17 protein-coding genes, 1 tRNA gene and 7 pseudogenes are annotated in these 26,278 nt (G+C 63.2%); 13 read left to right on the forward strand and 12 right to left on the reverse strand.

Annotation, left to right across the window (positions count from 1 at the left end):
- Positions 1 to 32 precede the first annotated feature (32 nt).
- A pseudogene (sufB, locus tag DC31_RS05105) lies at positions 33 to 1,449 on the reverse strand (Fe-S cluster assembly protein SufB).
- Positions 1,450 to 1,677: 228 nt separating this feature from the next.
- On the opposite strand from sufB, the gene DC31_RS05110 reads away from it, so the two are divergent.
- Both DC31_RS05110 and DC31_RS16870 read left to right on the forward strand, forming a co-directional pair.
- Complete coding sequence (locus DC31_RS05110) at positions 1,678 to 2,784, forward strand: COX15/CtaA family protein (RefSeq protein WP_081813731.1); 1,107 nt, start codon at positions 1,678 to 1,680, stop codon at positions 2,782 to 2,784.
- Positions 2,785 to 2,857: 73 nt separating this feature from the next.
- Positions 2,858 to 3,322 carry a hypothetical protein gene (locus DC31_RS16870; protein WP_051606443.1) on the forward strand — a complete coding sequence of 155 codons (465 nt, stop codon included), beginning with the start codon at positions 2,858 to 2,860 and terminating at the stop codon, positions 3,320 to 3,322.
- Here the strand turns inward: DC31_RS16870 and DC31_RS05120 are convergent.
- Positions 3,268 to 4,173 (reverse strand): heme o synthase, encoded by a 906-nt coding sequence (locus DC31_RS05120; protein ID WP_036278256.1) that lies wholly within the window; start codon positions 4,171 to 4,173, stop codon positions 3,268 to 3,270. The genes DC31_RS16870 and DC31_RS05120 overlap by 55 nt on opposite strands.
- Positions 4,174 to 4,379: 206 nt before the next feature.
- Between DC31_RS05120 and tkt the strand changes: the two are divergent.
- The 6 genes and pseudogenes from tkt (at position 4,380) to pgl (ending at position 12,525) form a co-directional block, all read left to right on the forward strand.
- Positions 4,380 to 6,514, forward strand: a pseudogene (gene tkt, locus DC31_RS05125) (transketolase).
- A pseudogene (gene tal, locus DC31_RS05130) lies at positions 6,511 to 7,622 on the forward strand (transaldolase). Before tkt ends, tal begins: the two co-directional pseudogenes overlap by 4 nt.
- Positions 7,619 to 9,226 carry a hypothetical protein gene (locus DC31_RS05135; protein ID WP_036277811.1) on the forward strand — a complete coding sequence of 536 codons (1,608 nt, stop codon included), beginning with the start codon at positions 7,619 to 7,621 and terminating at the stop codon, positions 9,224 to 9,226. Before tal ends, DC31_RS05135 begins: the two are co-directional and overlap by 4 nt.
- 33 nt (positions 9,227 to 9,259) lie before the next feature.
- Positions 9,260 to 10,809 (forward strand): annotated as a pseudogene (gene zwf / locus DC31_RS05140) (glucose-6-phosphate dehydrogenase).
- A complete protein-coding gene (locus DC31_RS05145) occupies positions 10,806 to 11,741 on the forward strand; it encodes a glucose-6-phosphate dehydrogenase assembly protein OpcA (RefSeq protein WP_036277813.1) in 936 nt (311 codons plus the stop codon). The pseudogene zwf and the gene DC31_RS05145 overlap by 4 nt, the downstream one beginning before the upstream one ends.
- Before the next feature lie 5 nt (positions 11,742 to 11,746).
- Positions 11,747 to 12,525: pseudogene (gene pgl / locus DC31_RS05150) on the forward strand (6-phosphogluconolactonase).
- On the opposite strand, the gene DC31_RS05155 reads toward pgl, so the two are convergent.
- Complete coding sequence (locus DC31_RS05155; RefSeq protein WP_235201349.1) at positions 12,519 to 13,514, reverse strand: DMT family transporter; 996 nt, start codon at positions 13,512 to 13,514, stop codon at positions 12,519 to 12,521. The pseudogene pgl and the gene DC31_RS05155 sit on opposite strands and share 7 nt — an antisense overlap.
- A gap of 43 nt (positions 13,515 to 13,557) precedes the next feature.
- Between DC31_RS05155 and def the strand changes: the two genes are divergently transcribed.
- A complete protein-coding gene (gene def / locus DC31_RS05160) occupies positions 13,558 to 14,124 on the forward strand; it encodes a peptide deformylase (protein WP_036277816.1) in 567 nt (188 codons plus the stop codon).
- The gene (locus DC31_RS05165) at positions 14,091 to 14,597 is read left to right on the forward strand and encodes a septum formation family protein (protein WP_051606446.1); all 507 of its coding nucleotides are present in this window, start codon (positions 14,091 to 14,093) and stop codon (positions 14,595 to 14,597) included. Before def ends, DC31_RS05165 begins: the two co-directional genes overlap by 34 nt.
- Before the next feature lie 56 nt (positions 14,598 to 14,653).
- On the opposite strand, the gene DC31_RS05170 is transcribed toward DC31_RS05165, so the two are convergent.
- The 5 genes from DC31_RS05170 to dusB all read right to left on the reverse strand — a co-directional run bounded on the left by DC31_RS05170 (position 14,654) and on the right by dusB (position 19,996).
- Positions 14,654 to 14,726, reverse strand: a tRNA-Asn gene (locus tag DC31_RS05170).
- 94 nt (positions 14,727 to 14,820) lie between these two features.
- Positions 14,821 to 15,597 carry an ATP-binding cassette domain-containing protein gene (locus DC31_RS05175; protein ID WP_036277819.1) on the reverse strand — a complete coding sequence of 259 codons (777 nt, stop codon included), beginning with the start codon at positions 15,595 to 15,597 and terminating at the stop codon, positions 14,821 to 14,823.
- A 37-nt stretch (positions 15,598 to 15,634) separates the two neighbouring features.
- Positions 15,635 to 17,491 (reverse strand): DNA primase, encoded by a 1,857-nt coding sequence (gene dnaG / locus DC31_RS05180; protein WP_036277822.1) that lies wholly within the window; start codon positions 17,489 to 17,491, stop codon positions 15,635 to 15,637.
- Positions 17,491 to 18,849, reverse strand: coding sequence for a deoxyguanosinetriphosphate triphosphohydrolase (locus DC31_RS05185; RefSeq protein ID WP_235201350.1), 1,359 nt, complete (start codon positions 18,847 to 18,849; stop codon positions 17,491 to 17,493). The genes dnaG and DC31_RS05185 overlap by 1 nt, the downstream gene beginning before the upstream one ends.
- Entirely contained in the window at positions 18,842 to 19,996 is a 1,155-nt protein-coding gene (gene dusB / locus DC31_RS05190) for a tRNA dihydrouridine synthase DusB (protein ID WP_036277827.1), read from the reverse strand. Before dusB ends, DC31_RS05185 begins: the two co-directional genes overlap by 8 nt.
- A gap of 62 nt (positions 19,997 to 20,058) precedes the next feature.
- On the opposite strand from dusB, the gene DC31_RS05195 reads away from it, so the two are divergent.
- Complete coding sequence (locus DC31_RS05195) at positions 20,059 to 20,553, forward strand: glutathione peroxidase (protein ID WP_036277829.1); 495 nt, start codon at positions 20,059 to 20,061, stop codon at positions 20,551 to 20,553.
- 149 nt (positions 20,554 to 20,702) lie between these two features.
- Here the strand turns inward: DC31_RS05195 and DC31_RS05200 are convergent, their stop codons facing one another.
- The gene (locus tag DC31_RS05200; RefSeq protein ID WP_036277832.1) at positions 20,703 to 21,383 is read right to left on the reverse strand and encodes a DsbA family oxidoreductase; all 681 of its coding nucleotides are present in this window, start codon (positions 21,381 to 21,383) and stop codon (positions 20,703 to 20,705) included.
- Positions 21,384 to 21,435: 52 nt separating this feature from the next.
- Between DC31_RS05200 and DC31_RS05205 the strand changes: the two genes are divergently transcribed.
- Positions 21,436 to 22,002 (forward strand): ATPase AAA, encoded by a 567-nt coding sequence (locus tag DC31_RS05205; protein ID WP_036277835.1) that lies wholly within the window; start codon positions 21,436 to 21,438, stop codon positions 22,000 to 22,002.
- 114 nt (positions 22,003 to 22,116) lie between these two features.
- On the opposite strand, the pseudogene DC31_RS05210 reads toward DC31_RS05205, so the two are convergent.
- Positions 22,117 to 22,916, reverse strand: a pseudogene (locus DC31_RS05210) (isoprenyl transferase).
- A pseudogene (gene recO, locus DC31_RS05215) lies at positions 22,913 to 23,700 on the reverse strand (DNA repair protein RecO). Before recO ends, DC31_RS05210 begins: the two co-directional pseudogenes overlap by 4 nt.
- 36 nt (positions 23,701 to 23,736) lie before the next feature.
- Here recO and DC31_RS05220 point away from each other — a divergent pair.
- Positions 23,737 to 24,423, forward strand: a complete 687-nt coding sequence (locus tag DC31_RS05220) for a trimeric intracellular cation channel family protein (RefSeq protein ID WP_036277838.1) — start codon at positions 23,737 to 23,739, stop codon at positions 24,421 to 24,423.
- 7 nt (positions 24,424 to 24,430) lie between these two features.
- Here DC31_RS05220 and leuA read toward each other — a convergent pair whose 3' ends face one another.
- The gene (gene leuA, locus DC31_RS05225) at positions 24,431 to 26,185 is read right to left on the reverse strand and encodes a 2-isopropylmalate synthase (protein WP_036277840.1); all 1,755 of its coding nucleotides are present in this window, start codon (positions 26,183 to 26,185) and stop codon (positions 24,431 to 24,433) included.
- Positions 26,186 to 26,278: the final 93 nt, after the last annotated feature.

Genomic DNA, 26,278 nt, shown 5'->3' on the forward strand with positions numbered 1-26,278 from the left:
AGCCGACACTCCATCCATCGTCAGAGGGAAGGTCATCCGACACTTCCTTCCATGCCCATTTCAATGAGCTTGTTAAGTTCCATCGCGTATTCCATCGGCAGTTCGCGTGCGATCGGCTCGATGAATCCACGAACGATCATGGACATCGCTGCGGTCTCTTCCATACCCCGGCTCATCAGGTAGAAGAGCTGCTCTTCGCTGACCTTCGAAACGGTCGCCTCGTGACCGAGTTGCACGTCATCGACACGGATGTCGATCGATGGGTACGTATCTGATCGGGACTTCGTGTCGACCAGCAACGCATCACAGATGACGGAGTTTGACGAGTGGTGTGCTGCCGGATCGACCCGCACCTCACCACGGTAAGCGGAACGGCCACCTCCGCGAGCGATCGACTTCGAGACGATCGACGACTGCGTGTACGGTGCCATGTGCACCATCTTTGCGCCGGCATCCTGGTGCTGACCGGGGCCAGCGAATGCGACCGACAGGGTCTCGCCCTTGGCGTGCTCGCCCATGAGGTAGATCGACGGGTACTTCATCGTCACCTTGGAGCCGATGTTGCCATCGACCCATTCCATCGTCGCGCCTTCGTGGGCGACGGCGCGCTTGGTAACGAGGTTGTACACGTTGTTCGACCAGTTCTGGATCGTCGTGTAGCGAACGCGGGCGTTCTTCTTCACGATGATCTCGACAAGGCCGAGTGCAGCGAGTCCGACTTGTAGATCGGGGCGGTGCATCCCTCGATGTAGTGGATGTAGCTGTCTTCGTCGGCAATGATTAGCGTTCGCTCGAACTGACCCATGTTCTCCGTGTTGATGCGGAAGTATGCCTGCAACGGAATCTCGACGTGCACGCCCTTGGGGACGTAGACGAATGAGCCGCCAGACCAGACGGCAGTGTTGAGGGCAGCAAATTTGTTGTCACCGGCGGGGATGACCGTACCGAAGTACTCTTCGAAGACTCGGGGTGCTCGCGCAGCGCCGTGTCGGTGTCCATGAAGATGACGCCCTGCTGCTCCAGGTCCTCGCGGATCTGGTGGTAGACGACCTCAGACTCGTACTGCGCGGCAACTCCAGCGACGAGGCGCTGGCGCTCTGCCTCAGGAATGCCGAGCTTCTCGTAGGTGTCGCGGATCTCTGCAGGGAGATCTTCCCAGGACTGGGCCTGCTTCTCCGTAGAGCGGACGAAGTATTTGATGTTTTCGAAGTCGATGCCGCTGAGGTCTGCACCCCAGGTCGGCATGGGCTTGCGGCCGAAGAGCTGGTACCCCTTGAGGCGGTTTTTCAGCATCCATTCGGGTTCGCTTTTCAGTGCCGAGATATCGCGAACGACGGCTTCAGAGATGCCGCGTTTCGCGCTCGCACCTGCGGTATCACCGTCGTGCCAGCCGAACTCGTACACCCCCAGACCATCGAGCTCCGGGCGGTCGATCAGAACATCCGACATCACACTCTCCTTGTTGGGCCGCAACGGTATCAGCCGCCCCGACACGCCATAGCCTCGCCGAGTAGTCGAGGTGGGTGTCGCTGGTGGGCCTCATCACAGACGCATTCTTCGCGCCTAAACTGTTGATGATGCGTCTCGCGTAAAGCGCACGCATCGCAACAATCCGATTCTACAGGTTCCCCCTGACTTCCGGGCCGCGCCCGAGAGCGGGCGCGAACCGGAGGCCCCATGTCCGCGACCGTCACGCCCACCGACTCTGCTGCCCGCAACGGCGATCAGCGCTGGTCGATCCACTCCCTCGGACGGCCATTGCGTGTCCTGGCGTGGCTGTCATTCATTTCCGAAGTCATCATCATCGGCACGGGTGGCGCGGTGCGCCTGACCGGTTCGGGTCTTGGATGCTCGGAGTGGCCACTTTGCACTGCTGAGTCGCTGGTGCCGACGGCAGAACAGGGCATCCACGGCATCATCGAGTTCGGCAATCGCACCATGACCGGTCTCGTCGGAATCGTTGCCATCGCGGTTCTCTTGCTCACGCTGAAGGCGATCGGCGGGCGACGTTCGCTGTTCGCTGCGTTGTGGTTTGCACTGGGCGGTATTGTCGCGGGCATCGCCTGCTACGTCGTCGCGATGCTGGTCGGGGTGCCGCCCTTCCCGTTCTTCTCGCTCGGACTACTCCTGGTGACGATCGCCGGCGCGGTCCATTCGCTGCGGATTACGCCAGAGCGTCGCGATCTCGGCGCACTTGCGTGGATTGTGCTCATCGGAGTGATCGCGCAGGCGTTTGTCGGCGGCATCACCGTGCTCACCGGACTGAACCCTCTCATCGTGGGCTTCCACTACGTGTCGTCGTTGCTACTCGTGTGCGTGACGGCAGCTTTCCTGGTGCGGATGCGCGAAACGCCGGGTCCGCGGGTGCGCACTGTTCCGCTGTGGTTCGCGATCACCTCGCACGTCACAGGCCTCGCACTGGCGGTGACAATCTTCTTCGGAGTTCTCACCACAGGCTCTGGGCCGCACTCGGGTGATGTGAATGTCATCCGCGATGGCTTCGACGCGACGATTCTCGCGCACGTGCACTCGTGGCCCGGCTACATCCTCGGCGGACTCGTCTTGATTCTCACGATCGCGGCATGGACGCTGAAACTCGACATCCGTCGTTGGATGCTGGTGCTGGTTGCGGCGATCATCGTCCAGATCGGTGTCGGCATCTGGCAGGCCCGTGAGGGACTCCCCGAACTGCTCGTCGGCATTCACATGGTGCTCGCGTCGCTTTCCGCGGCGGCCTACACCGTCATGGTGCTGCATTTGAAGAAGCCGGTAGAAGCCCGCTGACGTCGGATGTCGCACAGCCGGCGCATCACTCCCACATAGCGCACGCATCAGAAGTTCCGCGAGCGTGGCAGCTATGAAGAACATGTCACTTACACGCAGCATCCCTTACTGGCTGCTCTTGGTCCTGTCCCTTGTATCTGCAGCGGTCGGAGGATTTCTGGTCTGGGACAACATCTCGACAATGCAGAAGACGTTGCTGGACGGCACTGCTACGAACGTGGAAGTTTACGTCGGCCAAGCATGGATCACCGGCGGCGCAGCCCTTCTAGGCGCTGGTGTCCTTGGCGTATTGCTTACGCTCGCGATCGGCGCGGTGAAGAGCCTGATCCCCGCGCCGAATCCTGTCGTCGTCGAACCGATCGACTGGACCGCTCCGGACACTTCGACCGCTTCGGCCCCTGGGCCTGTCGAGGGGTCAGCGACTGAAATTGAGCCAGAGACCGAACTCGTCGACGCGACCGAAGAAGATTCTGAGGTTGAGGATCAGAACGGCAGCAGCGGATCGATCGCAACGGCGACGAACAGCAACGTCAGGTAGGTGATCGATGCGTGGAACACACGCATCGGACGGGGGTTGGATCCGCGCACGGCCTGGCTGTAGAGCCGGTGTGACTCGTAGACGAACCAGCCCCCGAACACCACTGCCGAAACTGAGTACACCAGGCCCATGCCAGCGACCGGGATGAGCAGCAGTGAGCAAGCGACCGTCGCCCACGCGTAGAGAATTACCTGAAGGCCGACCTGCGAGGCGTTGCGCGTGACGCCGAGCATCGGCACATCGGCACCCTCGTAGTCGTCGCGATACTTCATCGACAGCGGCCAGTAGTGTGCCGGCGTCCACAAGAAGATCAAGGCGAACAGGATGATGGCGGGCCACGCGACGTCGCCAGTGACGGCCGACCAGCCGATGACCACGGGGAAGCATCCTGCGATACCACCCCAGATGATGTTCTGCTCGGTGCGGCGCTTGAGGATCATCGTGTAGATGACCACATAGAAGAAAATCGCTGCAACCGACAGTGCAGCGGTCAGCCAGTTCGTCGTCAGCAACAGCCAGACGGTGGATGCTACTGCGAGCACCCACGAGAAGATCAGTGCGGCACGCGGAGTTATCTGACCGGTGACGAGAGGACGGTTCTCGGTGCGGTGCATGTGCGCATCCATGTCCCGGTCCAGGTACATGTTGAACGACGCCGCAGAACCGGCACTCATTGAGCCGCCGATCACCGTGGCGAGCACGAGCCATAGGTTCGGCATCCCACCCTCGGCGAGAAACATCACGGGCACCGTGGAGACGAGAAGCAACTCGAGAACGCGTGGCTTAGTCAGTGCGACATATGCCTTAATCGTCTGCCCGATTGGTTGCTTCACCGCCGTCGCGTGCGACATGGTCGAGATATCGATCGCCTCCTCCGAGCACTCCGACAACCCTCTCATTCTAGTCCCAGCCGACAGCCTGTCTCGCGACGTAAGACTCCTCCCATGCACTCGTCACCCCGCTAAGCTGAAATCACTCGCGCCCCCGGCGCTGCGCTCCTGAGGGTGACGCTGAAACGCTAGGGAATATGTGCACCCTCGTAAACGCTGGAAAGGGCATGACCGTGACGGAACTGCAGTGGACTGAGGTCGATCGACGTGCGGTGGATACCGCCCGAATTCTTGCGGCGGATGCCGTGGAGAAGGTCGGCAATGGCCACCCAGGGACGGCGATGAGTCTCGCTCCCGCCGCATACCTCCTTTACCAGCGCGTGCTGCGCCATGACCCGAGCGATGTTGACTGGCTTGGCCGTGACCGTTTCATCCTCTCAGTCGGACACTCCTCCCTCACCCAGTACGTGCAGCTTTACCTGGGCGGCTTCGGTCTCGAGCTCGACGACCTCAAGGCATTGCGCACCTGGGGTTCGAAGACGCCGGGCCACCCCGAATTCGGACACACCAAGGGTGTGGAGATCACGACCGGTCCGCTCGGTCAGGGCCTCGCCTCTGCCGTCGGTTTCGCCTACGCAGCACGCTACGAGCGTGGCCTGTTCGACCCTGAGACCGCGGCTGGCAAGAGCCCGTTCGACCACTTCGTATACGTAATCGCCGGCGACGGAGATCTTCAGGAGGGCATCACCAGCGAGGCGAGCTCACTCGCCGGGCACCAGCAGCTGGGCAACCTGATCGCGATCTACGACTCGAACCAGATTTCCATCGAGGATGACACCGACGTCGCCTTCACCGAAGATGTCGCCAAGCGCTACGAAGCGTACGGCTGGCACGTGAAGACCGTCGATTGGAAGAAGACCGGCGAGTACGTCGAGGATGTCGCCGAGCTTTTCGCAGCTATCGAAGCTGCCAAGGGCGAAACAGGCAAGCCCTCGCTCATTATTCTCAAGACGATCATCGGCTGGCCTTCGCCCGGCAAGCAGAATTCCGGCAAGATTCACGGCTCCGCTCTCGGCGCCGATGAGCTCGCCGCAACGAAGAAGGTGCTGGGGTTTGATCCCGAGCAGCACTTCGCTGTCGCAGACGATGTGCTCTCGCACACTCGCGAGCTGGCTGATCGCGCTGCTGAAGAGCGCGCAGCATGGCAGGAGTCGTTTGACGCCTGGGCAGCCGCCAACCCTGAGCGCAAGGCGCTGCTTGACCGCGTCGAGGCAAAGGAGCTCCCCGCCGACATCGCGGCAGCGCTCCCCGTCTTCGAGGCAGGCAAGGATGTTTCGACTCGCGCTGCCTCAGGACAGGTCATCAACGCTCTCGCCGCTGAGCTCCCCGAACTCTGGGGTGGGTCAGCTGACCTCGCAGAGTCGAACCTCACAACGATCAAGAATGCACCCTCGTTCATCCCGACCGAGTGGTCTACCCACGAATGGTCGGGAAACCCCTACGGGCGCGTGCTGCACTTCGGCATCCGCGAGCACGCCATGGGCGCGATCATCAATGGCATCGTGCTGCACGGTCCGACACGCGCATTCGGCGGCACCTTCCTTATCTTCAGCGACTACATGCGCCCGGCTGTTCGTCTGGCCGCGCTCATGAGCATCCCGAGCATCTACGTGTGGACACACGACTCCGTTGCTCTGGGTGAGGACGGACCCACGCACCAGCCGGTCGAGCAGATCGCAACGCTCCGCGCCATCCCGAACTTCACGCTGGTACGCCCGGCAGATGCGAACGAGACGTCCGTCGTCTGGCTCGAGTTGCTTCGCCGCCACGAGGGTCCGGCTGGCCTCGCGCTGACCCGTCAGAACATTCCGGTGTTCGAGCGCGGTCAAGGCGCGGCATCCGGCGACGAGTTCGCCGCCGCGGAGAACGCGACCAAGGGCGCCTACGTACTCGCCGAAGCACCAAACGGCACCCCGGACGCATCTTCATCGCCACCGGCTCAGAGGTGCAGCTTGCTGTTTCGGCCCGTGAGACACTCGCGGCCGAAGGCATCAACGCCCGCGTCGTATCTGCTCCGTCTCTGGAGTGGTTCGACGAGCAGGATGCCGCGTACCGCGAGTCTGTGCTTCCCGCAGCCGTCACGGCTCGCGTCTCGGTCGAGGCGGGCTCCGCCCTCAGCTGGCGCGGCATCGTCGGAGACAAGGGCCGCTCGATCGCGATCGACCACTTCGGTGCTTCAGCCGACTACAAGACCCTGTTCCAGAAGTTCGGCATCACTACCGAGGCCGTCGTCGAGGCGGCTCGCGAGACCATCGCCGCCGCGAAAGCGACAGCAAAGACGAGCAACGAGGAGATCGCATGACCACCCCCACCTCATCCCTTCATGACGCCGGCGTCAGCATCTGGCTTGATGACCTCTCCCGCACTCGCATCAGCTCGGGCAACCTCGCCGAGCTGATTGAGTCGCGCAACGTCACCGGTGTGACTACCAACCCGACGATCTTCGCGAACGCGATCACCGACAAGAACGACACCTCCTACGACGCTCAGGTCACAGAGCTCGCCGCCACCGGCGCGACCGCTGAAGAGGCCGTGTTCGCGGCCACCACGCAGGACGTTGCGGCAGCGCTCGACGTCTTCCGTCCCGTCTGGGAGGCGTCAGGCCACGTCGACGGTCGCGTCTCGATCGAGGTCTCCCCCGACCTCGCGCACGACACCGACGGCACCGTCGCTCAGGCCAAGGAGCTGTGGGCCAAGGTCGACCGCCCGAACCTTCTTGTGAAGATCCCGGCCACCAAGGCGGGCCTTCCGGCAATTGCCAGGCAATCGGCGCGGGCATCAGCATCAACGTCACGCTGATCTTCAGCCTCGAGCGCTACGCCGATGTCATCGACGCATACCTCACGGGGCTCGAGACGGCGAAGGCCGCAGGCATTGACCTGTCGACCATCCAGTCGGTTGCTTCGTTCTTCGTGTCGCGTGTCGACACCGAGACAGACAAGCGTCTCACCGCCATCGGCACAGACGCCGCAATTGCTCTCAAGAGCAAGGCTGGCCTTGCCAACGCGCGGCTCGCCTACGAGTTGTTCGAGAAGACCTTCGCCGGTGACCGCGCCAAGGCGCTGCTGGATGCCGGTGCAAACCTGCAGCGTCCGCTCTGGGCATCGACCGGAGTCAAGGACCCCGCTCTTCCCGACACCCTCTACGTCACCGAACTCGTCGCCAAGGGCGTCGTGAACACGATGCCGGAGAAGACGCTCGAGGCAACTTTCGACCACGGCGTTATCACTGGCGACACCATCACCGGTGGTTATGAAGAGGCCCGTGCCGTTTTCGAGGAGCTTGCAGAGGTGGGCGTCGACTTCGCTGATGTCACGCAGGTGCTTGAGGACGAGGGCGTTGCAAAGTTCATCGATTCCTGGCATGACCTGCTCACCCAGGTCTCCGCGGGCCTTGAGGCTCAGCGATGACTTTCGCAATCCACGCCTCTGGCGCGGCGAAGGTCGCGATCGACGAGGTTGTTCCCCAACTCGTCGGCGATCTCATCGCTTCGCGTATCACCGCGTTCGACTCGACGCTCTGGGGCGAGGCTGCTGAAGCCGAGGCTGCGAAGCGCCTCGGTTGGGTAGACGCCGTCTCGGTGTCGCGCCCGCTGGTTGCTGAGATCATCGCGCTGCGTGACGACCTGAAGGCGAAGGGTGTCCACCGCGTCGTCCTCGCTGGCATGGGAGGGTCTTCTCTCGCTCCCGAAGTCATCTCGCAGACGGCTGGCGTCGCTCTGACGATCCTTGACTCCACCGCTCCTGGCCAGGTGCTCGCTGCGCTGGATGACGGACTCGCAGAGACCGTGCTCGTCGTCTCGTCGAAGTCCGGATCCACTGTGGAGACGGACTCGCAGCGTCGCACTTTCGAGGCCGCGTTCCGCGACCTCGGCATCGACCCGACCGAGCGCATCGTGGTCGTCACCGACCCCGGATCGCCGCTTGACGTGTCGGCACGTGAAGCCGGTTACCGCGTGTTCAACGCGGACCCGAACGTCGGCGGCCGTTACTCCGCGCTGACAGCGTTCGGCCTCGTGCCATCAGGGCTTGCTGGTGTCGACATCGCTGAGCTCCTCGACGAAGCAGAAGCGATGATGCTGCAGGTCGCGGTTGATGCGGCGGACAACCCCGCACTTCGCCTCGGCGCAGCGATTGCCGGGACAAGTCCGCGTCGCGACAAGCTCGGCCTCATCACAGATGGCACGCACATCAACGGCTTGCCGGACTGGATCGAGCAGCTCATCGCGGAATCCACCGGCAAGCAGGGTACCGGCATCCTCCCGGTCGTCCTGCTCCCGGTTTCGCCTGAGCTCGATAGCCTGACGGCTGACCTCCAGATCGTGCGTCTGGTTGAGGATGCAAATGAGTTCCACCTGCACGAGCGTCACCAGGGTGAGATCCTCATCAGCGGCTCGCTGGGTGCGAACATGCTCGTCTGGGAATATGCGACGGCAATTGCTGGCTACCTGCTGGGCATCGACCCGTTCGATCAGCCCGATGTCGAATCGGCGAAGGTCGCCACCCGCGCCCTGCTGGATGCCCGCCCAGAGCAGGCTCCCCCGGCATTCGTCGAAAACGGCATCGAGGTACGCGTCTCCGATCCCGCACTCGCAGCCTCAGGCAACATTGAAGCAGTGCTTGATGCTCTATGGGCCGAGCTGCCCGAAGACGGTTATGTGTCGATCCAGGCGTACGTAAACCGCCTCGAATTGCCTCAGTTGCAGGGTCTTCGCGAGCTTGTCGCGGCCGATTCCGGTCGCCCGACGACGTTCGGCTGGGGTCCGCGCTTCCTGCACTCAACAGGTCAGTATCACAAGGGCGGTCCTGCTCAGGGCGTATACCTGCAGATCCTGGAGCGCACTGACGTGGATCTTGAGATCCCCGAGCGGCCATTCACATTCGGTCAGCTCATCCAGGCTCAAGCCGCCGGCGACGCAGGAGTCCTTGCCGAACACGGCCGACCGGTCGTGTCTCTGACGATCACCGATGACTCGGCCGATGTCATCGCGCTCTTCGAAGCCGCCCAGAAGTAATTCAGAACAAGTCAGTAGGAGAATCCCCCGCCGATGACCGTTCCCGTATCACGCGGCCACAACCCGCTGCGAGACCCAGACGACCGTCGCCTTAATCGCATCGCAGGTCCCAGCGCGCTGGTGATCTTCGGTGTGACCGGTGATCTGTCGCGCAAGAAGCTCATGCCTGCGGTGTACGACCTGGCAAACCGCGGGCTTCTGCCCCCTGGGTTCGCACTGGTCGGCTTCGCACGTCGCGACTGGGCTGACCAGGACTTCGCACAGGTGGTTTATGAGGCGGTGAAGAAGCATGCTCGCACCGAGTTCCGCGAGGAGACGTGGCAGCAGCTTTTGCAGGGCATCCGCTTTGTCTCCGGTGAATTCGACAACCCGGAGTCGTTCCAGAAGCTTCGTGAGACGGTCGAGAAGCTTGACATCGAACGCGGCACCATGGGCAACCACGCGTATTACCTCTCGATCCCCCCCGAAGTCGTTCCCGCTCGTTGCTAAGCAGCTGAAGGATTCTGGGCTCGTCGGGGGAAAATCGTGGCGACGATCAGTGGCGTCGTGTCGTCATCGAGAAGCCATTCGGACACGACCTGGATTCTGCGCGCGCGTTGAACAAGGCGCTTGAAGTGGCGTTCCCCGCCGACTCGATCTTCCGCATCGACCACTACCTCGGCAAGGAGACGGTCCAGAACATCCTGGCGCTGCGCTTCGCAAACGAGTTGTACGAACCGATCTGGAACCGAAACTACGTCGACCACGTGCAGATCACGATGGCCGAGGACATCGGGGTGGGCGGTCGCGCGGGGTACTACGACGGCATCGGCGCTGCGCGCGACGTCATCCAGAACCACCTGCTGCAGCTATTGGCGCTCACCGCGATGGAAGAGCCGATCAGCCTGTCGGCCGAGCACTTGCGCGCCGAGAAGGAGAAAGTCCTCGCGGCTGTCACCCTTCCCGACGATCTGTCACTCGCCACCGCGCGCGGACAGTACGCCGGCGGCTGGCAGGGCGGCGAACAGGTCGACGGGTTCCTTGACGAAGACGGCATGAACCCGGACTCGATCACCGAGACCTACGCCGCCATCAAGCTCGAGATCGCTACTCGTCGATGGGCAGGAGTTCCGTTCTACCTGCGCAGCGGCAAGCGTCTCGGCCGACGCGTCACCGAGATCGCCGTGGTATTCAACCGCGCGCCAGAGCACCTGTTCGGTCGCGGCAACGCGGCAGAGCTCGGTCAGAATGCGCTCGTCATCCGTGTGCAGCCCGACGAGGGCGTCACGATCCGCTTCGGCTCCAAGGTTCCTGGCACTGGTACGAATGTGCGCGACGTGACCATGGACTTCGGCTATGGCCACGCCTTCACCGAGGCGAGCCCAGAAGCCTATGAGCGCCTCATCCTCGACGTGTTGCTCGGCGATCCGCCGCTGTTCCCGCGGCATGAAGAGGTCGAGTTGAGTTGGAAGATTCTCGACCCTGTTGAGGAGTACTGGGCTGGCGAAGGCGGACCGCTCGAGCAATATGCTCCCGGTTCGTGGGGGCCGGCATCCGCTGACGCCCTCCTAGCCCGCGACGGACGAGTCTGGAGACGACCGTGATCATCGACCTTCCCGACACGACCGTGAGTCAGGTTGCCAAGCAGCTTGTCAAGGTACGCGAAGAGGGTGGCGCTGTCGCCCTCGGCCGCGTGCTGACGCTCATCATCTCGGCACGCAACGGCGTTGCTGAAGCTGCGATTGATGCCGCCAATGACGCCTCCCGTGAGCACCCGATGCGTGTCATCGTGCTCACGACTGGAGACGGTGAGGCTCGTCTCGACGCGCAGATCCGCGTCGGTGGGGATGCCGGAGCCAGCGAGGTTGTGGTGCTCCGTGCCTACGGCGACGCCGCAAGCAACGAGGAGAGCCTCGTGACTGGCTTGTTGCTTCCGGACGCTCCCGTCGTTGCGTGGTGGCCCGAAGATGCTCCAGAGAATCCGGCGTCCTCACCGCTTGGCCACATCGCACAGCGCCGCATCACGGACGCGGCGACCGCATCTGACGTTCGCGCCCGTCTGTCCTTGCGGGGAAAGACGCATGCGCCGGGCGACACCGATCTGGCGTGGACGCGACTTACCCACTGGCGTGAGCAGCTTGCGGCAGTGCTCGACCAACCCCCGTACGAGACGATCACGTCCGCCGAAGTCCTTGGCGCCGCCGCTTCGCCGTCGACTGCATTGCTGGCTGCGTGGTTGCAGCTTTCGCTGGATGTCCCAGTGCGCTGGCATTTCGAGGATCCCTCGCACTGGCAAGCCGGTATCAAGTCGGTCCGTCTGACCCGCGCGAGTGGGGACATCCTTTTGGAGCGTCCGGAGACCAGCGTCGCTGTGCTCACGCAACCAGGTCAGCCGGATCATGACCTGCATCTGCCGCGGCGTACCCTGCGCGAATGCCTCGCCGAGGAACTGCGTCGACTGGATCCTGATGTCCTGTACGGTCGAGTGATCACAGAGGGCTGGGAGAAGTTGGGCCCACCCGAGACCGGAGAGTAATTCGCATGCAGGCATCATCCGCTGACAAGCTCGTCGTCGTTGAGTCAACCCCGGCGGCCGTTGCTGAGCGCGTCGCCGATCGATTCCTGATGCGCGTACGTGCACGCACGAAGGACGGCAGAGTCGCCCACGTCGCCCTCACCGGGGGGACGACGGGCGCCGCTGTTCTCCGCGCTGTTGCCGCACATCCGAAGGTCGGCAAGATCGACTGGTCGCTCGTGCACTTCTGGTGGGGGGACGAGCGTTACGTCGCCCACGATGATGCCGACCGAAACGCGTTGCAATCGCGCGAGGCATTGCTGGATCACATCGCTGTTCCGGCCGAGAACGTGCACGAGATCGCCGCTTCCGATAGCGGACTCACACTTGATGAGGCTGCCGAAGCGTATGCGAGCGAACTCGCGAAGTTCGCCCACGATGATCTGTCCTGGCCATCATTCGCCGTGTGCTTTCTCGCGTCGGCTCCGACGGGCACATCGCGTCACTCTTCCCTGACCGCTCCGAGGTCACCGAGACGGATGCCACGGCACTCCCTGTTCGTGACTCGCCCAAGCTTCCGGCGGAGCGGGTCACACTGACTCGTCCGGTGATCAATTCATCAAAGCGGGTCTGGCTGGTGCTCACTGGCGCTGACAAGGCGGCAGCTCTCGGTCTCGCACTTGCGGGAGCGAGCTACACGAATGTTCCGGCAGCCGGCGCAAAGGGACGCAAACGCACGATCTTCTTCGTGGATCAGGCCGCGGCCGCCGAGGTATCTGAAGACCTCATCGACCAGGCTTACTGATCGGGCGTCTCTGCCCCGTCGCTCCCCCGGCGGATGCCGAGTTCCTGACTTTCGCTGAGCACCTGCGGGTGGAAGCGGGCAAGCCCCACCACACCCCAGACCGCGATCGCGCCGGCGACGCCGAAGCACGCGAAAACCCACGGCGGTGCGGCGGCGGCCTCACCAAGAACAACCATCCCGATGAGCACGGCGATGAGCGGGTCGACAACCGTAAGCCCGGCGATCACCAGGTCAGGCGGCCCTGAACTGTAGGCGGTCTGCACGAAGTAGGCGCCCACGGCCGCGGCTGAAATCAATGCGATGACGCACACCACGGTGATCCAGTCGAATTGGCCGGTCTTCACGCGCTCGATAACCGCTTTGGCAAGCGTCGCTACAAAGCCGTAGAGGACGCCGGCACCAACGACGTAGAACAGTGCGCGCATCCGGCGACGAAGAACCAGCCAGCAGGCGCCGAGGAGGATGATCACGACGAGGAGAATCGCGAGTATCACGAAGAGTTGACGATCAGATATGCGCTGCTCGGTTGCGAAGATCGCCGCGAAGAACACAAAGATGAAGATGCCACCGACGCACGCCGAGATCGAGATCAGCGACTGTCGTGTTGGCGAGTGACCCGTGATTCTGGCGTTCAGCAGTGTGGTGATCACCAGGGCGATCGCGCCGAGCGGCTGCACAACGATCAACGGTGCGATCGACAGTGCTGCCAGCTGGCAGAGGATCGCCAGCCCGAGCATGATCGTGCCCAGAATCCAGGAGGGTCTGGTCAGCAGGCGCCTGAGCTGTTCGCCGGTGAGGCCCGTTGCGCCGTCTGCGCCGCTGAGCTTCTCAACCTTTTCAACGCCGCGGTGCTGGTACTGCGCACCGAACGACATAAACACGGCACCGGCAAGAGCGAGCGGGATCCCCAAGAGGAGTGCGGGGTTCTGGAAGGCACCGACGAGCTGGTCGCCGACATCTGCACCTGTCACCCACACACCTACGCTCACATTGAAACCCTACCCGGCGCATCGCTCACAGTAGGGTTGTGGCGTGGCTGTTCTTCCGATTCGCATCATTGGCGACCCTGTTCTGCATTCCCCGGCATCCCTCGTCGATGAGATCACCGACGAGATTCGCACCCTCGTCGCCGACATGTACGAGACGATGGATGCCGCGCCCGGCGTCGGTCTCGCTGCACCGCAGGTCGGCGTACCCCTGCGTATCTACACGTACTCATACGTCGATGACGACGAGCAACCATGGCGGGGCGTGCTCATCAACCCCGTGCTGTGGATCTCGCCCCCTGAACCGGGCGCCCCCGATCCGGACGAAGAGTCCGAGGGCTGCCTGTCGTTCCCTGGTGAGCGTTTCCCTCTTCGCCGCTCCGACCGTGTTCTCCTGACCGCGATCGACCTCGAGGGCGCGGCTGTGCGCATCGAGGTCGACGGATGGCGGGCGCGCATCATGCAGCACGAGTTCGATCATCTTGACGGCATCCTCTACGTCGACAGGTTGTCAGATGGCGACTGGAAAACGGTTCAGAAGATCGCCCGAAAACGCGGCTGGGGTAAGCCGGGCGTGAGTTGGACACCAGGTATCGACGACCTCGAGAGCTAGGCGCGTACAGCGTTTCGAGCAACCTCATCGGTGGCGGCGGGGCCGACGCTCAGCGCGATGAAAGCACCGGCGAGGTCACTGAGGGATCAAACATCGACATCTTCTCGCTGAAGGTCGGCGACTGCATGCCCGCAAGCGACACGTCGGGCGAAATCACGGATGCCGATGTGGTGCCTTGCTCCGAACCGCACACAGACGAGGTTTTCTTCGACTTTGAACTCGCCGAAGGGGACCTTCCGAGTGACGAAGAGATCCAGGCCGAGGTCGAAGCACAGTGCGTGCCCGCGTTCACTGAGTTCGTTGGTGTGGACTACTACGACTCCACGCTCGACTTCTGGTGGCTGACTCCCACCGAGGCAACCTGGACCCAGGCCGACGACCGCCTGGTGCAGTGCGTGATCTACGAGCCCGACCCGGCCGACCCGAGCGCAAGTCTTGACGTCACCGGTTCACTGGCGGGCGCCGCGCGCTAAGCAGAGTGATCTGAAATAGAAGAGGCCCCGCCGTCAGGCGGGGCCTCTTCGCTTGCTCCCCCGGCTTGGACTCGAACCAAGAACCTGCCGATTAACAGTCGGCTGCTCTGCCAATTGAGCTATCGGGGATCAGGCGTTGTCGCCGAAGCAACTCTACGATCTTAGCAAACTCCCACACGTGCTCGCGACACCGGCGTGACCTCTCGGGCGTGTCGCAGGACAGTCAGCGGGTGCCTGAATCTGCCTCAGCGTTAGGCACCCAGAGCAGGTCTTTACCTACCCCCCGTGCGACGACATGACCAGTGCGAAGCATGAGCGTTTCAGCATTGAGCTCGCGAATGAAGGCCGCGTCGTTCGTAACGAGCAGAGCACCCATCCCCTGTTCCTTGCGGCGTCTGGTGATGGCATCGAAGACGACCGGTCGCACCTCAAGATCGAGGTTCGCGAGCGGCTCATCAGCGATAAGAACCCGCGGTTCGAGCACGAACGCGCGAGCGATCGCCACCCGCTGCCGCATCCCCGCGCTGAGTTCATACGGAAACTTCGCGGCCGCACCGAGAGGCAGGTGCAGCTCATCGAGCAGCGTGGCGACGCGGATGGAAAGAGCTTTGGTGTTCACCCTTTTCTCACGGATGAGGATCGGCTCCGCAATGACCTCGGAGACCGTGAGCGTAGGGGGCAGATTCGCGCCGGCACCCTGCGGAATGAATCCGGTGAGGTACGTCAACTCGCGGTGGCGTCGACCCGGCTTTCGCACGTTCACACCGCATACCTCGGCGCGGCCTCCGACGATGCGTACCGAAGGGTCGGTGGATCCTGCCAAGGCGGCAACCAGGGTCGACTTGCCAGACCCGGTGGGACCCGCAACGCAGATCAACTCCCCTGGTGTCAGCGTGAATGTCACACCGTCGACTGCTCGCGTCGGCGCACCGTGACCGATTCGATCGATCACCAGGTCTGAACAATCGATCGCGTGAGAAGAGATGGGCCTGCGAGACATGTCCCCCATCCTCCCCCGGCTCAGGCGCCCGGACCTGTTACGACTCGGTGAAGCGCTGACGCTCGGCATCGAGATCACGCAGTCGAACGCGCAGCGCCCGCCCGCCATCCGACTCTGCAGACACCCGCTGCACAGCACCAAGCAGTTCATTCTTTTCACGATCGAGGTGTCTCACGATCATGCGTCTCATAAGATCGGCCGTCGAAGCAACCGCACCCGTCTCGTCTTTCGCGGGGAACGGAGTCATGAGCAACTCGCCAGCGAGCGACCGATAGGGCTCGCGCACTGCGTTGACAGCATCCATCGACCAGCCGGCCCGCGTTCGATCCGGCGCGGCCGCGATCACTTCACGCACAGCCTCGAGAGCCGGATGCCGGAAAGGCAACTCCAGCGCACGCGAAAGCATCTCCTGATCGACCTGGTGACCGTACTGGAGCGCACCCATCAGCGTGCCGCGCTCCATTCCGACCTCTGCAGTGCGTGGCAGGCTGGCCAGTGTCACCGGAGCGATCGACGGAGCTTCTCCCTCGAGGTTCGTGGCAGGAACCGGGTCGCGTCGTGCAGGAGCGCTGGCGCCGCGAGCTGCTCGTTCGACCTCGGACCGCACCTCCGTGGGATCCATTCCGAGACGACGTGCAAGTACTCGTTCGTAGCCGGGGCGCAGCAGTCTGTCGCGGATCTCCGCGACGATCGGAGCGGCGGCGCGCAAGGCGCCCACCTGGCCCTCGACTGTCGAGAGGTCGAACCCGCCGAGCTTGCGGTCGATCGCGAACTCGAACATCGGCACTTTCGCGTCCATGAGGCCACGAACTGCCGCGTCGCCGCGCTGCAGTCGCAGATCACACGGGTCAAGGCCATTCGGCGCCACCGCCACGAACGTTTGCGCGTTGAAGCGATCATCTTCTGTGAACGCGCGAAGAGCCGCCTTCTGCCCTGCCTCATCGCCGTCGAAGGTGAACACCACCTCACCGGCCGCAGAATCATCGCCCATCACGCGACGGAGCACCTTGATATGCTCGGCGCCAAATGCGGTGCCACAGGTTGCGACCGCCGTTGTGACGCCAGCGAGATGGCAGGCCATGACGTCGGTATACCCCTCGACCACCACAACACGTTTCGGATCGCCCCGCGAGATGTCGCGTTTGGCGAGATCGAGCCCATAGAGGACCTGCGCTTTTTTGTAGATGATCGTCTCCGGAGTGTTCAGGTACTTCGGGCCCTGATCGTCATCGAAAAGCTTTCGCGCGCCGAAGCCAATCGTCTGTCCGGTCACATCACGAATCGGCCAGACAAGACGTCCACGGAACCGGTCGTATACCCCTCGCTGGCCCTGGGATACGAGTCCGGCCGCGAGCAGTTCGTCGCGGGTGAATCCCTGCGCGGTGAGGGCCTTCATCATGCCCTCCCAACCACGAGGTGCATAGCCGACGCCGAAGTGCGCCGCGGCACCGGCGTCGAAGCCACGCTCGCCGAGGAAACGGCGTCCGGTTTCAGCCTCGGCCGTCAGCAGCTGACCGCGGAAGAATTCTGCCGCCGCAGTATTCGCCGCGTACAACCGGCTTCGGCCGCTGTTCTCCGGGGCAGATCCACCGTCTTCGTAATGCAACGTGAACCCGATGCGACCGGCAAGGCGTTCGACGGCCTCGGTGAAGCTGACGTGATCCATCTCACGCAGGAACGAGTACACGTCGCCCGATTCGCCGCAGCCGAAGCAGTGGTAATAGCCGACCTGGGGCCGAACGTGAAAGCTCGGACTCTTCTCATCGTGGAACGGGCACAGCCCCTTGAGTGACCCGACACCCGCAGACTTCAGCGAAACGCGCTCCCCGACGATGTCGCCAATGTTGGTGCGTGACTTGACCTCGTCAACGTCAGCTTGCCTGATCCTCGGCATCAGCGTTTTCCTTCGCCGACCATCCGCGCGGGAGTGTGCGCACGAGAACCAGGATGAACGTTGCGCGGAGTCCAGATTCCGACCTCAGCAGGGTCGATGTCCCCGATCAGGCGACTGTGCCAGTCAAGCGCGGTCTGGTCCGTGAGGCTGGCGATCTGATCGACCACAACTCTGGCGCGCTCGGCATCCGAGGCTGCCGCGACGAAGTCCGCGGCGAAGGCAGGTTCGAACACATCCGCACCAGACGTCCACAGCGTATCGGTGGACCACAGGGCGTCAGCGAGCCGCTTCAGCACCCGACGCTGCTCTTTGTATACGCCCTTTCGCGCTTCGATCGTGACGATCGCCTGGCCCATGATGCCTTTCAGCACCGCGATCTCTGCTTCGATGACGCGCGGAACCACGACGTGCGCGTTGTAGCGGGCGAGGGACGGACCACCGTATGCGTCGCGCGTGGCAGCGACCGCAGCCCGCGCAAAGCGTCCGATCAGATCGCTCGTCAAGTTCTTGAGGCGGGCGAGGTCACGGCGCGAGCGATCGAAGGAGTTCAGCCACATCGGCTGACGGGTCAACCGATAAAGCGCATCATCCAGTTCTTCACGCGTGAAGTCATAGCCGACCCACTGCTGAACGCGTCCGACCAGCGCATTGTGCTCGGTCTGATCTGAGAGACGAGCGACGTCGAGGTAACCGTTGACGATTGCATCCTCGAAGTCATGCACCGAGTAGGCGATGTCGTCAGAGAGATCCATGATCTCGGCCTCGATGCAACGCAACCGTCCCGGTGCGCCTTCGCGCATCCAACGGAACACCGCCTCGTCCTCCGGGTAGACCCCGAACTTCAGTCGTCCACCTGGGTCGGGCACCGGGCTGTCGACGGTCCACGGGTACTTGCAGGTTGCATCGAGGGTCGCTCGGGTGAGGTTTAGCCCGACGGAGTGCTCATCGTCATCGAGCACCTTCGCCTCGAGCCGGGTGAGGATACGCAGGGACTGGGCATTGCCCTCGAAGCCCCCGATGTCCTCAGCCCAGTCGTTCAACGCGCGCTCGCCGTTGTGCCCAAAGGGCGGGTGACCGAGGTCATGGCTCAGACATGCGGTGTCGACCACGTCGGCAGAGACGCCGAGCGTCACCGCAAGCTCGCGACCGACCTGAGCTACCTCAAGAGAGTGCGTCAGCCGGTTGCGGGCGAAGTCTGCAGTGCTCGCGGGGCTGAGAACCTGTGTCTTGGCTGCGAGGCGTCGAAGTGCCGCCGAGTGCAGGACGCGGGCACGGTCACGGGCGAAGTCGTCGCGCTCGGAACGGTGGGTCTCCGCGAAGAAGCGCTCGGCATCGCGGAGATCATACCCACTAGCCACCACTGTTCTCGATCTCCGCTCCACGCAGCATCTCACCGGTGTCCGCCGCGACTTCGCGAGATTCTAGCCACTTGTCCGGCAGCGCCGGACGCTTAGGCCGCCCGGCACGGCCGCGCTGGCCTTCGGCGTCTTCGCCCGGGTACGGCGCGTCGTGGTCAAGCAGGCCGAGCAGTTCGTCGATGTGTGCGAGGCTCTCAGCCTTCGCGAGCCCAGTGCGAATGTCGCCGCCAACTGGGTAGCCCTTGAAGTACCAGGCCACGTGCTTGCGGATGTCGCGGCAGCCGTGATCTTCGTCCTCGAAGAAGTCCACGAGCAATTCGGCATGACGGCGGAACGCATTCGCGACGAATCCGAGCGTGGCATCCACTGGGATGTGCTCACCGCCAAATGCCTCGGCGAGTTCGCCGAACAGCCAGGGGCGGCCGAGGCATCCACGTCCGACGACGACGCCGTCGCAGTCGGTCTCTGCCATCATTCGCACGGCATCGTCTGCCGACCAGATGTCGCCGTTACCGAGCACCGGGACGCTGGTGACGGCCTGCTTGAGCTCGCCGATAGCGTTCCAGTCGGCGTGGCCGGAATAGAACTCGCTCGCGGTGCGCGCGTGCAGGGCGATGGCGGCGGCACCGGCATCCTCAGCGGCGCGGCCAGCATCGAGGAAGGTGAGGTGATCAGCGTCGATGCCCTTGCGCATCTTGACAGTGAGTGGAAGGTCACCGGCTGCCTTGACCGCCTGCTGTACGATCTCAGCGAACAGTGAGGTCTTCCACGGCAGGGCTGCGCCCCCGCCCTTGCGGGTCACCTTGGGCACTGGGCATCCGAAGTTGAGGTCGATGTGATCGGCGTGATCTTCGGCGACGATGATGCGCACGGCCTCTGCAATCGTGCGAGGGTCGACGCCGTAGAGCTGGATGGAGCGCGGTGTCTCACTCTCGTGATGACGGATGAGCCGCATCGTCGTCTCGTTGCGTTCGACGAGCGCGCGGGACGTGATCATCTCGCTGACATAGAGTCCGGCGCCGTACTCGCGGCAGAGCCGCCGGAAGGCAGTGTTCGTGATCCCCGCCATGGGTGCGAGGACGACCGGCACGTCGAGGGCGATCGGGCCGATGCGCAGAGCGCGGACGGGTGCTGTGGCAATGGTCATATCCCCTCTATTCTCCCACTCCAACGGCCTTCGATGCGTGCCCCGAGACTTAGGCTGTGGATATGACCGATTCCAACCTGCGCCAGATCCCGTTCACGGATGCTCAGGGGGCCGAGAAGACCCTCGATGACTTCGGCGCCGATGTCCTTCTTGTCGTCAACGTCGCCTCTAAATGCGGGCTGACGCCGCAGTACGAGCAGCTCGAGCAGTTGCAGCGCACCTATGGTGAGCGTGGCTTCAGCGTCGTCGGGTTCCCGTGCAACCAGTTCATGGGTCAGGAGCCGGGGTCGATGGACAAGATCCTCGAGTTCTGCTCCACCACCTACGGCGTCACCTTCCCGGTGAACGACAAGCTCAAGGTCAATGGCCGCAGTGCTTCTGACTTGTACAAGACGTTGAAGGCAACGCCGGATGTCGACGGCAAGGCCGGCCGCGTCGAGTGGAACTTCGAGAAGTTCCTGGTGCTGCCCGATGGCTCAGTGAAGCGCTTCCGCCCGAAGCAGAAGCCCGATGCGCCGGAGATCGTCGAGGCTATTGAAGCTGCCCTCGTTCGGTAGGCTGCCGGCCGGGCATGTCTGAGAAGTGGTGGGTAGCGGCTTCGCCCACTCGCCACTTCTGTGACACGGCCTCGGAGCGTGTCCGAGAAGATGCGGGTGTTGCGGTAATCACCCGCATCTTCGGTGACACGGCTCAGGCGGTAGACGCGTCAGGCGGTAGCGGGCTCAGCGTCGCCGCGCTTTGACCATATGTCGCGCAGCACGTTCTCGAACGCCTCGGGCGGCTGTGCACCCGAGATGCCGTACTGACCGTCGATGACGAAGAACGGCACACCCTGGATGCCGTAGGCGCGAGCCTGCTCCTGATCCTGGCGGACAGCGGGCAGGTGTTGCGAGCTTTCGAGCGCGGCGCGGGTGGTCTCGGCATCCAGCCCCACCTCAACGGCGAGCTCGACGAGGTCATCAACCCGGCCGACATGCTTGCCCTCGACGAAGTATGCCGACATCAGTCGCTCTTCCATCGCATGCTGCACGCCATTAGCCTTCGCGTGGTGCAGGAGCTCGTGCGCCTTGACGGTGTTCGTGTGCTTCAGCAGGTCGAAGCGGTACTCGAGACCCGCGTTCTTCGCCACGTTCGTCACGTTGCCTAGCATCTGCTGGACCTGGTCACGGGGCATGCCCTTATGACCAGACAGGAAGTCGATCTCGTCGCCGTCAAAGTCGACCGGAGTGTCGGGTGACAGCTCGAACGAGTGGAAAGTCACCGAGACTTCAGGGGCATCTTCGTCGCCCGCGACAGCTTCGAGACCCTTCTCAAGATTGCGCTTGCCGATGTAGCACCACGGGCAGGCGATGTCGGACCAGATGTCAATGGAAATAGGTTCGCTCACGTCACGGTAAACGCCTTCCCGTGCGTGAGTATTCCGTTGATAACCTCTTCAGATGCTCTCCGCCGATGATCTGCTTCCGTTTCAGCCCGAGCGGGTGCTGATCGCCGGGGTCACTGGCGCGGGCAAGACGACGCTCGCTGCGCGTCTTGCCGAGCTGTGGTCACTCGAGCATGTCGAGATCGACTCGCTGTTTCACGGCCTTAATTGGACACCCCGGCCGGAGTTTCTCGACGACGTGCGCGCCTTCGCCGCGACGGAGCGTTGGGTCACTGAGTGGCAGTACACCAGCAAAGGCACTGACGAGATCATGACACCGCGCGCGCAGCTGGTGATCTGGCTCGACTACCCATTCCCGCTGGTGCGTCGCAGGCTCTTGCGCCGCACGTGGAAGCGCCGAGCGCTTCGGACAACGCTGTGGAACGGCAACGTCGAGCCCAGCCTTTGGCATGCTCTCACTGTGCGCGGCGATGAGAACATTCTCGACTGGCAGAAGAACACGCGCTACAAATGGAACGAGCGGATGCCCCGGATCGCCGCAGGGTTCCCACACCTGACAATCGTGCGCCTGAAGCATTCCCGCGAGACCGAGCGGTGGCTGCGCGCGCTCACGCGTCCGTAGCTGCAGGCATCTCGCACAACAGCAGCAATCTCGCAGAGATTCCCTCAGAACGTGCGAAATTAGTGCAGTTGTGCGAAGCCCGTGCTGCGCACCGAAACTGTCGCAGGCCCCGGATTAATGAGCACCCGGAGCATCCACGGCACCGCCGAAGCGGCGATCGCGCGCGAGGTAGATCTCGATTGAGCGCCACAGCTCCTCGCGTGAGAAGTCCGGCCAGAGCGTATCGAGGAACACCATCTCGGCGTACGCCGACTGCCACAGCAAGAAGTTCGAGGTGCGCTGTTCCCCCGAGCTGCGCAAGAACAGGTCGACATCGGGCATGTCTGGAACGTACAGATGCCGGCGGATCATCTTCTCGCTGATCGCCTTGGGCTTCAGCTGACCGGCCGCGACCTCGTCAGCGAGAGAGCGCATCGCGTCAACGAGCTCAACGCGTCCGCCGTAGTTCACGCACATCGTGAGCGTCAAAACGTCGTTGCCCTTGGTGAGCTCTTCAGCGTGCTGCAGCTCCTTGATGACGGAGCCCCAGAGCCGCGGCTTGCGACCGGCCCAGCGAATGCGCACGCCCCACTCGTTTAGCTGATCGCGGCGCCGATGCAGCACGTCGCGGTTGTACCCCATCAGGAACCGCACTTCCTCGGGCGAACGCGCCCAATTCTCGGTGGAGAACGCGTACACCGAGAGATGCTTGCGCCGGCTTGGATGGCTCCGGCAACGACGTCGAGTAAGACTTCCTCGCCCGCCTTGTGCCCCTCGATACGGCTCAGCCCTCGACGGTTCGCCCAGCGGCCGTTGCCGTCCATGACGATCGCGACGTGCTCTGGCACCGCGCGGAACGCAGGCGGCCGGAGGCCGGTCCAATCCAAGGGGCGATACGCCACGGCGTCTTTGTGGGTATAGGGCTTCGGAGTCAACGGATTCCCTCCCGGGACGGATCAGCATCGGCCGGATAATCATCGGCCGGAGCTGCACTGAAAGGAGCGGCGATATGAGCAAGCGAGCGGATGCCGCGTTCCAAATGAAACTGCGCATAGGCAGAGACGAGCCCGGAGGCAGCCGCAGTATCGGAGTGCGCTGCGGCATCCACAGCATCCCACTCGCCCCGAATCAGGGACCGCAACAGCTCCAGCGTGGACCCCGCGACGCGTGGGCTGCCAGCCGGCGCGCAGTTCGTGCAGACCAGCCCGCCCATCTGCGCGACGAAGTGCGTGTGCGGTCCTGGCGCTCCGCAGCGGGCGCAGTCACCGAGCGACGGCGCCCAGCCTGACAGCGCCATGACGCGCAGCAGGTAGGAGTCCAGGATGCTGCGCGAAGCGTGCTCGCCTCGTGAGAGTGCTCGCAGCCCTCCGACAAGCAACAGATACTGCTCGGGTGTCGCCTCCGCGTCGCTTAGGCGATCAGCGGTTTCCACCATGGCGTTCGCGAGGTGAAACGGTCATAGTGTGCGGCGATCTCAGCACCGTACGATCCCAGAGACTCGGCCTGCTGCACGATGTCGAGCGATCGCCCCTGATAAAGCTGCACATCAGCGACCATGAAGGGCTCCAGCCGCGAGCCGAACTTCGACGAGGTGCGTCGCACGCCTTTCGCGACGGCACGGATCTTTCCGTTTCGGCGAGAGAGCATGGTGACGATGCGATCTGCCTCACCAAGTTTGTGAGTGCGCAGGATCACCGCTTCATCTCGATAGGTGGGCACGCGTCAATTATCCTCTGCGCAGGTCAGAATGGACGGGTGACCGAACCGCTCTTCACCATTCCGCTCTGGGCGGACCTGCTCGGCGTCGGCCTTGGCGGCATCCAGGGAGCCATGTTCGCCTCCGGGTTCCAGGGGCAGCGCCGCCTCGATCTGCTTGGCGTTGCGATCATCGGCATTCTGATCGGCATGGGCGGCGGCCTCATCCGAGACCTGCTGCTGGGACAGCCACCGGCGACGCTGCAGAACAACTGGTATCTCATCACCGCCGCCGGTGCTGCCATCATCGGCATGCTGCTGGCCGGTCTTCTGAACCGAGCAAATGCGATCATCGTGGGTCTCGATGCCGTGGTCATCGGTATGTTCGGTGCTTTTGGCACCAGCAAGGCACTCGGACTGGGTGTTCCGGAAGTGCCCGCTGTTTTCATCGGGGTGTGCGCTGCTGTCGGCGGCAGCATCCTGCGCGACGTGATCATGGGGCTTCCCGTCGCGATCATGCACGTCGGGTCGCTCTACGCAGTCGCCGCTGCCCTCGGGTGCACGGTGATCGTCGTCGTGCACTCTTTTGGCGTCGGGCTTCTCACCGCCGGCAGCATCGGTCTCGCCGTGACTGCCGTGATTCGGGTACTCGCCGTGATCTTCGACCTTTCACTGCCGGAACAGCGCCGTCTCTACCGCCGCAAGGTGGCGTCGGAAACGGCCGCTATCCCGATTGTGAAGCCCTGACCGTTAGTCAGACAGCCGCTAGTTCCGAATTGCGAGTGCGGATCGAACGGTTCACACCAGACACGATCGCCTTGAGCGATGCGGTCGAGATATCTCCGTCGACGCCGACGCCCCATAGCCGCTGGTCGCCGACCTGCAGTTCGACGTAGGCCGCCGCTTGCGCGTCGCCCCCGGCGCTGAGAGCATGCTCGACGTAGTCGTAAACCGTGATCTCGAAACCATGTGCGCGCAGTACCTCGACGAATGCCGCGACGGGACCGTTGCCCTGGCCGTTGACCGAGATCTGCTGGTCGTCGTCGCGGAGGACGACATCGAGCACGACCTCGCCAGACATGTCGCTGCGCGTCTGCGTGGCGAGGAGTTCGAAGCGGCCCCATTTCGCCTCAGCGTCGTCCGCGGGCAGATACTCGTCGTTGAAGATCGACCAGATCTGGTCGCTGGTGACTTCGCCGCCTTCGGTGTCGGTCTTGGCCTGCACAACGCCGGAGAACTCGATCTGGAGCTTGCGTGGCAGATCAATCGCGTGGTCTGTCTTCAGCAGGTACGCGACGCCGCCCTTACCGGACTGCGAGTTCACCCGGATGACGGCCTCATACGAGCGACCGAGGTCTTTCGGGTCGATGGGCAGGTACGGCACCGCCCACTCGATCTCATCGACGGTCTTGCCCTCGGCGGTCGCTCGGGCTTCCATCGCTTCGAAGCCCTTCTTGATGGCATCCTGGTGCGATCCGCTGAACGCGGTGAATACCAGGTCGCCGGCCCAGGGACTGCGCTCGGGCACCGGCAACTGGTTGCAGTACTCGACCGTGCGCTTTACCTGGTCGATGTCACTGAAATCGATCTGCGGGTCGATCCCCTGCGTGAACATGTTGATGCCCAACGCGACGATGTCGACGTTGCCGGTGCGCTCGCCGTTGCCGAACAGGCATCCCTCGATGCGGTCCGCGCCTGCCATGTAGCCGAGCTCTGCCGCCGCGATCGCGGTACCGCGGTCGTTGTGCGGGTGCAGCGAAACGATGATGTTCTCGCGGTGTGCGAGCCGGCGGCTCATCCACTCGATCGAGTCGGCGTAGACGTTCGGGGATGCCATCTCGACCGTTGCGGGCAGGTTGATGATGACCTTGCGCTCTGGGGTCGGTTCGAAGACCTCGATCACCTGGTTGCAGATCTCGACGGCGAATTCGAGCTCGGTGCCGGTGTAGCTCTCAGGCGAGTACTCGTAGAAGACCTGAGTCTCAGGGATGCGCTTCTCGTACTCGCGGCACAGGCGCGCACCTTCGAGCGCGAGGTCGATGATTCCCTGCTTATCGGTGCGGAAGACGACCTCACGCTGCAGGATGCTCGTTGAGTTGTACAGGTGCACTATCGCCTGCTTTGCTCCGGCGATGGACTCGTAGGTGCGCTCGATGAGGTGCTCGCGGGCCTGCGTCAACACCTGGATCGTGACGTCATCCGGAATGAGGTTCTCTTCGATGAGCTGGCGGACGAAGTCGAAGTCCGTCTGGCTTGCCGACGGGAAGCCGACCTCGATCTCCTTGTAGCCCATGTCGACCAGCAGCTGGAACATGACGCGCTTACGCTCGGGCGACATCGGATCGATGAGCGCCTGGTTGCCGTCGCGAAGATCAACGGCGCACCAGCGGGGTGCTTCGGTGATGCGCTTGGACGGCCAGGTGCGGTCGGGTAGGTCGACGGTGATCAGCTCGTGGAACGGCCGGTACTTGTGGATCGGCATCGCGGACGGGCGCTGGGAGTTATGCATGGCTGGGCTTCTTCTCTTCGTCAGATTGAACGGGCCAACACAAGCGCCGCGACGAGGAAGGCCCTACTTTTAGGACTCGTCGCGGCAGCTAAG

This window comes from Microbacterium sp. CH12i, assembly GCF_000685355.1.
Classification (GTDB): domain Bacteria; phylum Actinomycetota; class Actinomycetes; order Actinomycetales; family Microbacteriaceae; genus Microbacterium.

Bases quoted from the DNA above. Each gene is read 5' to 3' on its own strand.
- DC31_RS05110 (WP_081813731.1), top strand. From the start codon at position 1,678: ATGTCCGCGACCGTCACGCCCACCGACTCTGCTGCCCGCAACGGCGAT.
- DC31_RS05205 (WP_036277835.1), top strand. From the start codon at position 21,436: ATGCTCTCCGCCGATGATCTGCTTCCGTTTCAGCCCGAGCGGGTGCTG.
- DC31_RS16870 (WP_051606443.1), top strand. From the start codon at position 2,858: ATGAAGAACATGTCACTTACACGCAGCATCCCTTACTGGCTGCTCTTG.
- DC31_RS05195 (WP_036277829.1), top strand. From the start codon at position 20,059: ATGACCGATTCCAACCTGCGCCAGATCCCGTTCACGGATGCTCAGGGG.
- dusB (WP_036277827.1), bottom strand. From the start codon at position 19,996: ATGACCATTGCCACAGCACCCGTCCGCGCTCTGCGCATCGGCCCGATC.
- DC31_RS05175 (WP_036277819.1), bottom strand. From the start codon at position 15,597: ATGTCTCGCAGGCCCATCTCTTCTCACGCGATCGATTGTTCAGACCTG.
- leuA (WP_036277840.1), bottom strand. From the start codon at position 26,185: ATGCATAACTCCCAGCGCCCGTCCGCGATGCCGATCCACAAGTACCGG.
- DC31_RS05120 (WP_036278256.1), bottom strand. From the start codon at position 4,173: ATGTCGCACGCGACGGCGGTGAAGCAACCAATCGGGCAGACGATTAAG.
- dnaG (WP_036277822.1), bottom strand. From the start codon at position 17,491: ATGCCGAGGATCAGGCAAGCTGACGTTGACGAGGTCAAGTCACGCACC.
- DC31_RS05135 (WP_036277811.1), top strand. From the start codon at position 7,619: ATGACTTTCGCAATCCACGCCTCTGGCGCGGCGAAGGTCGCGATCGAC.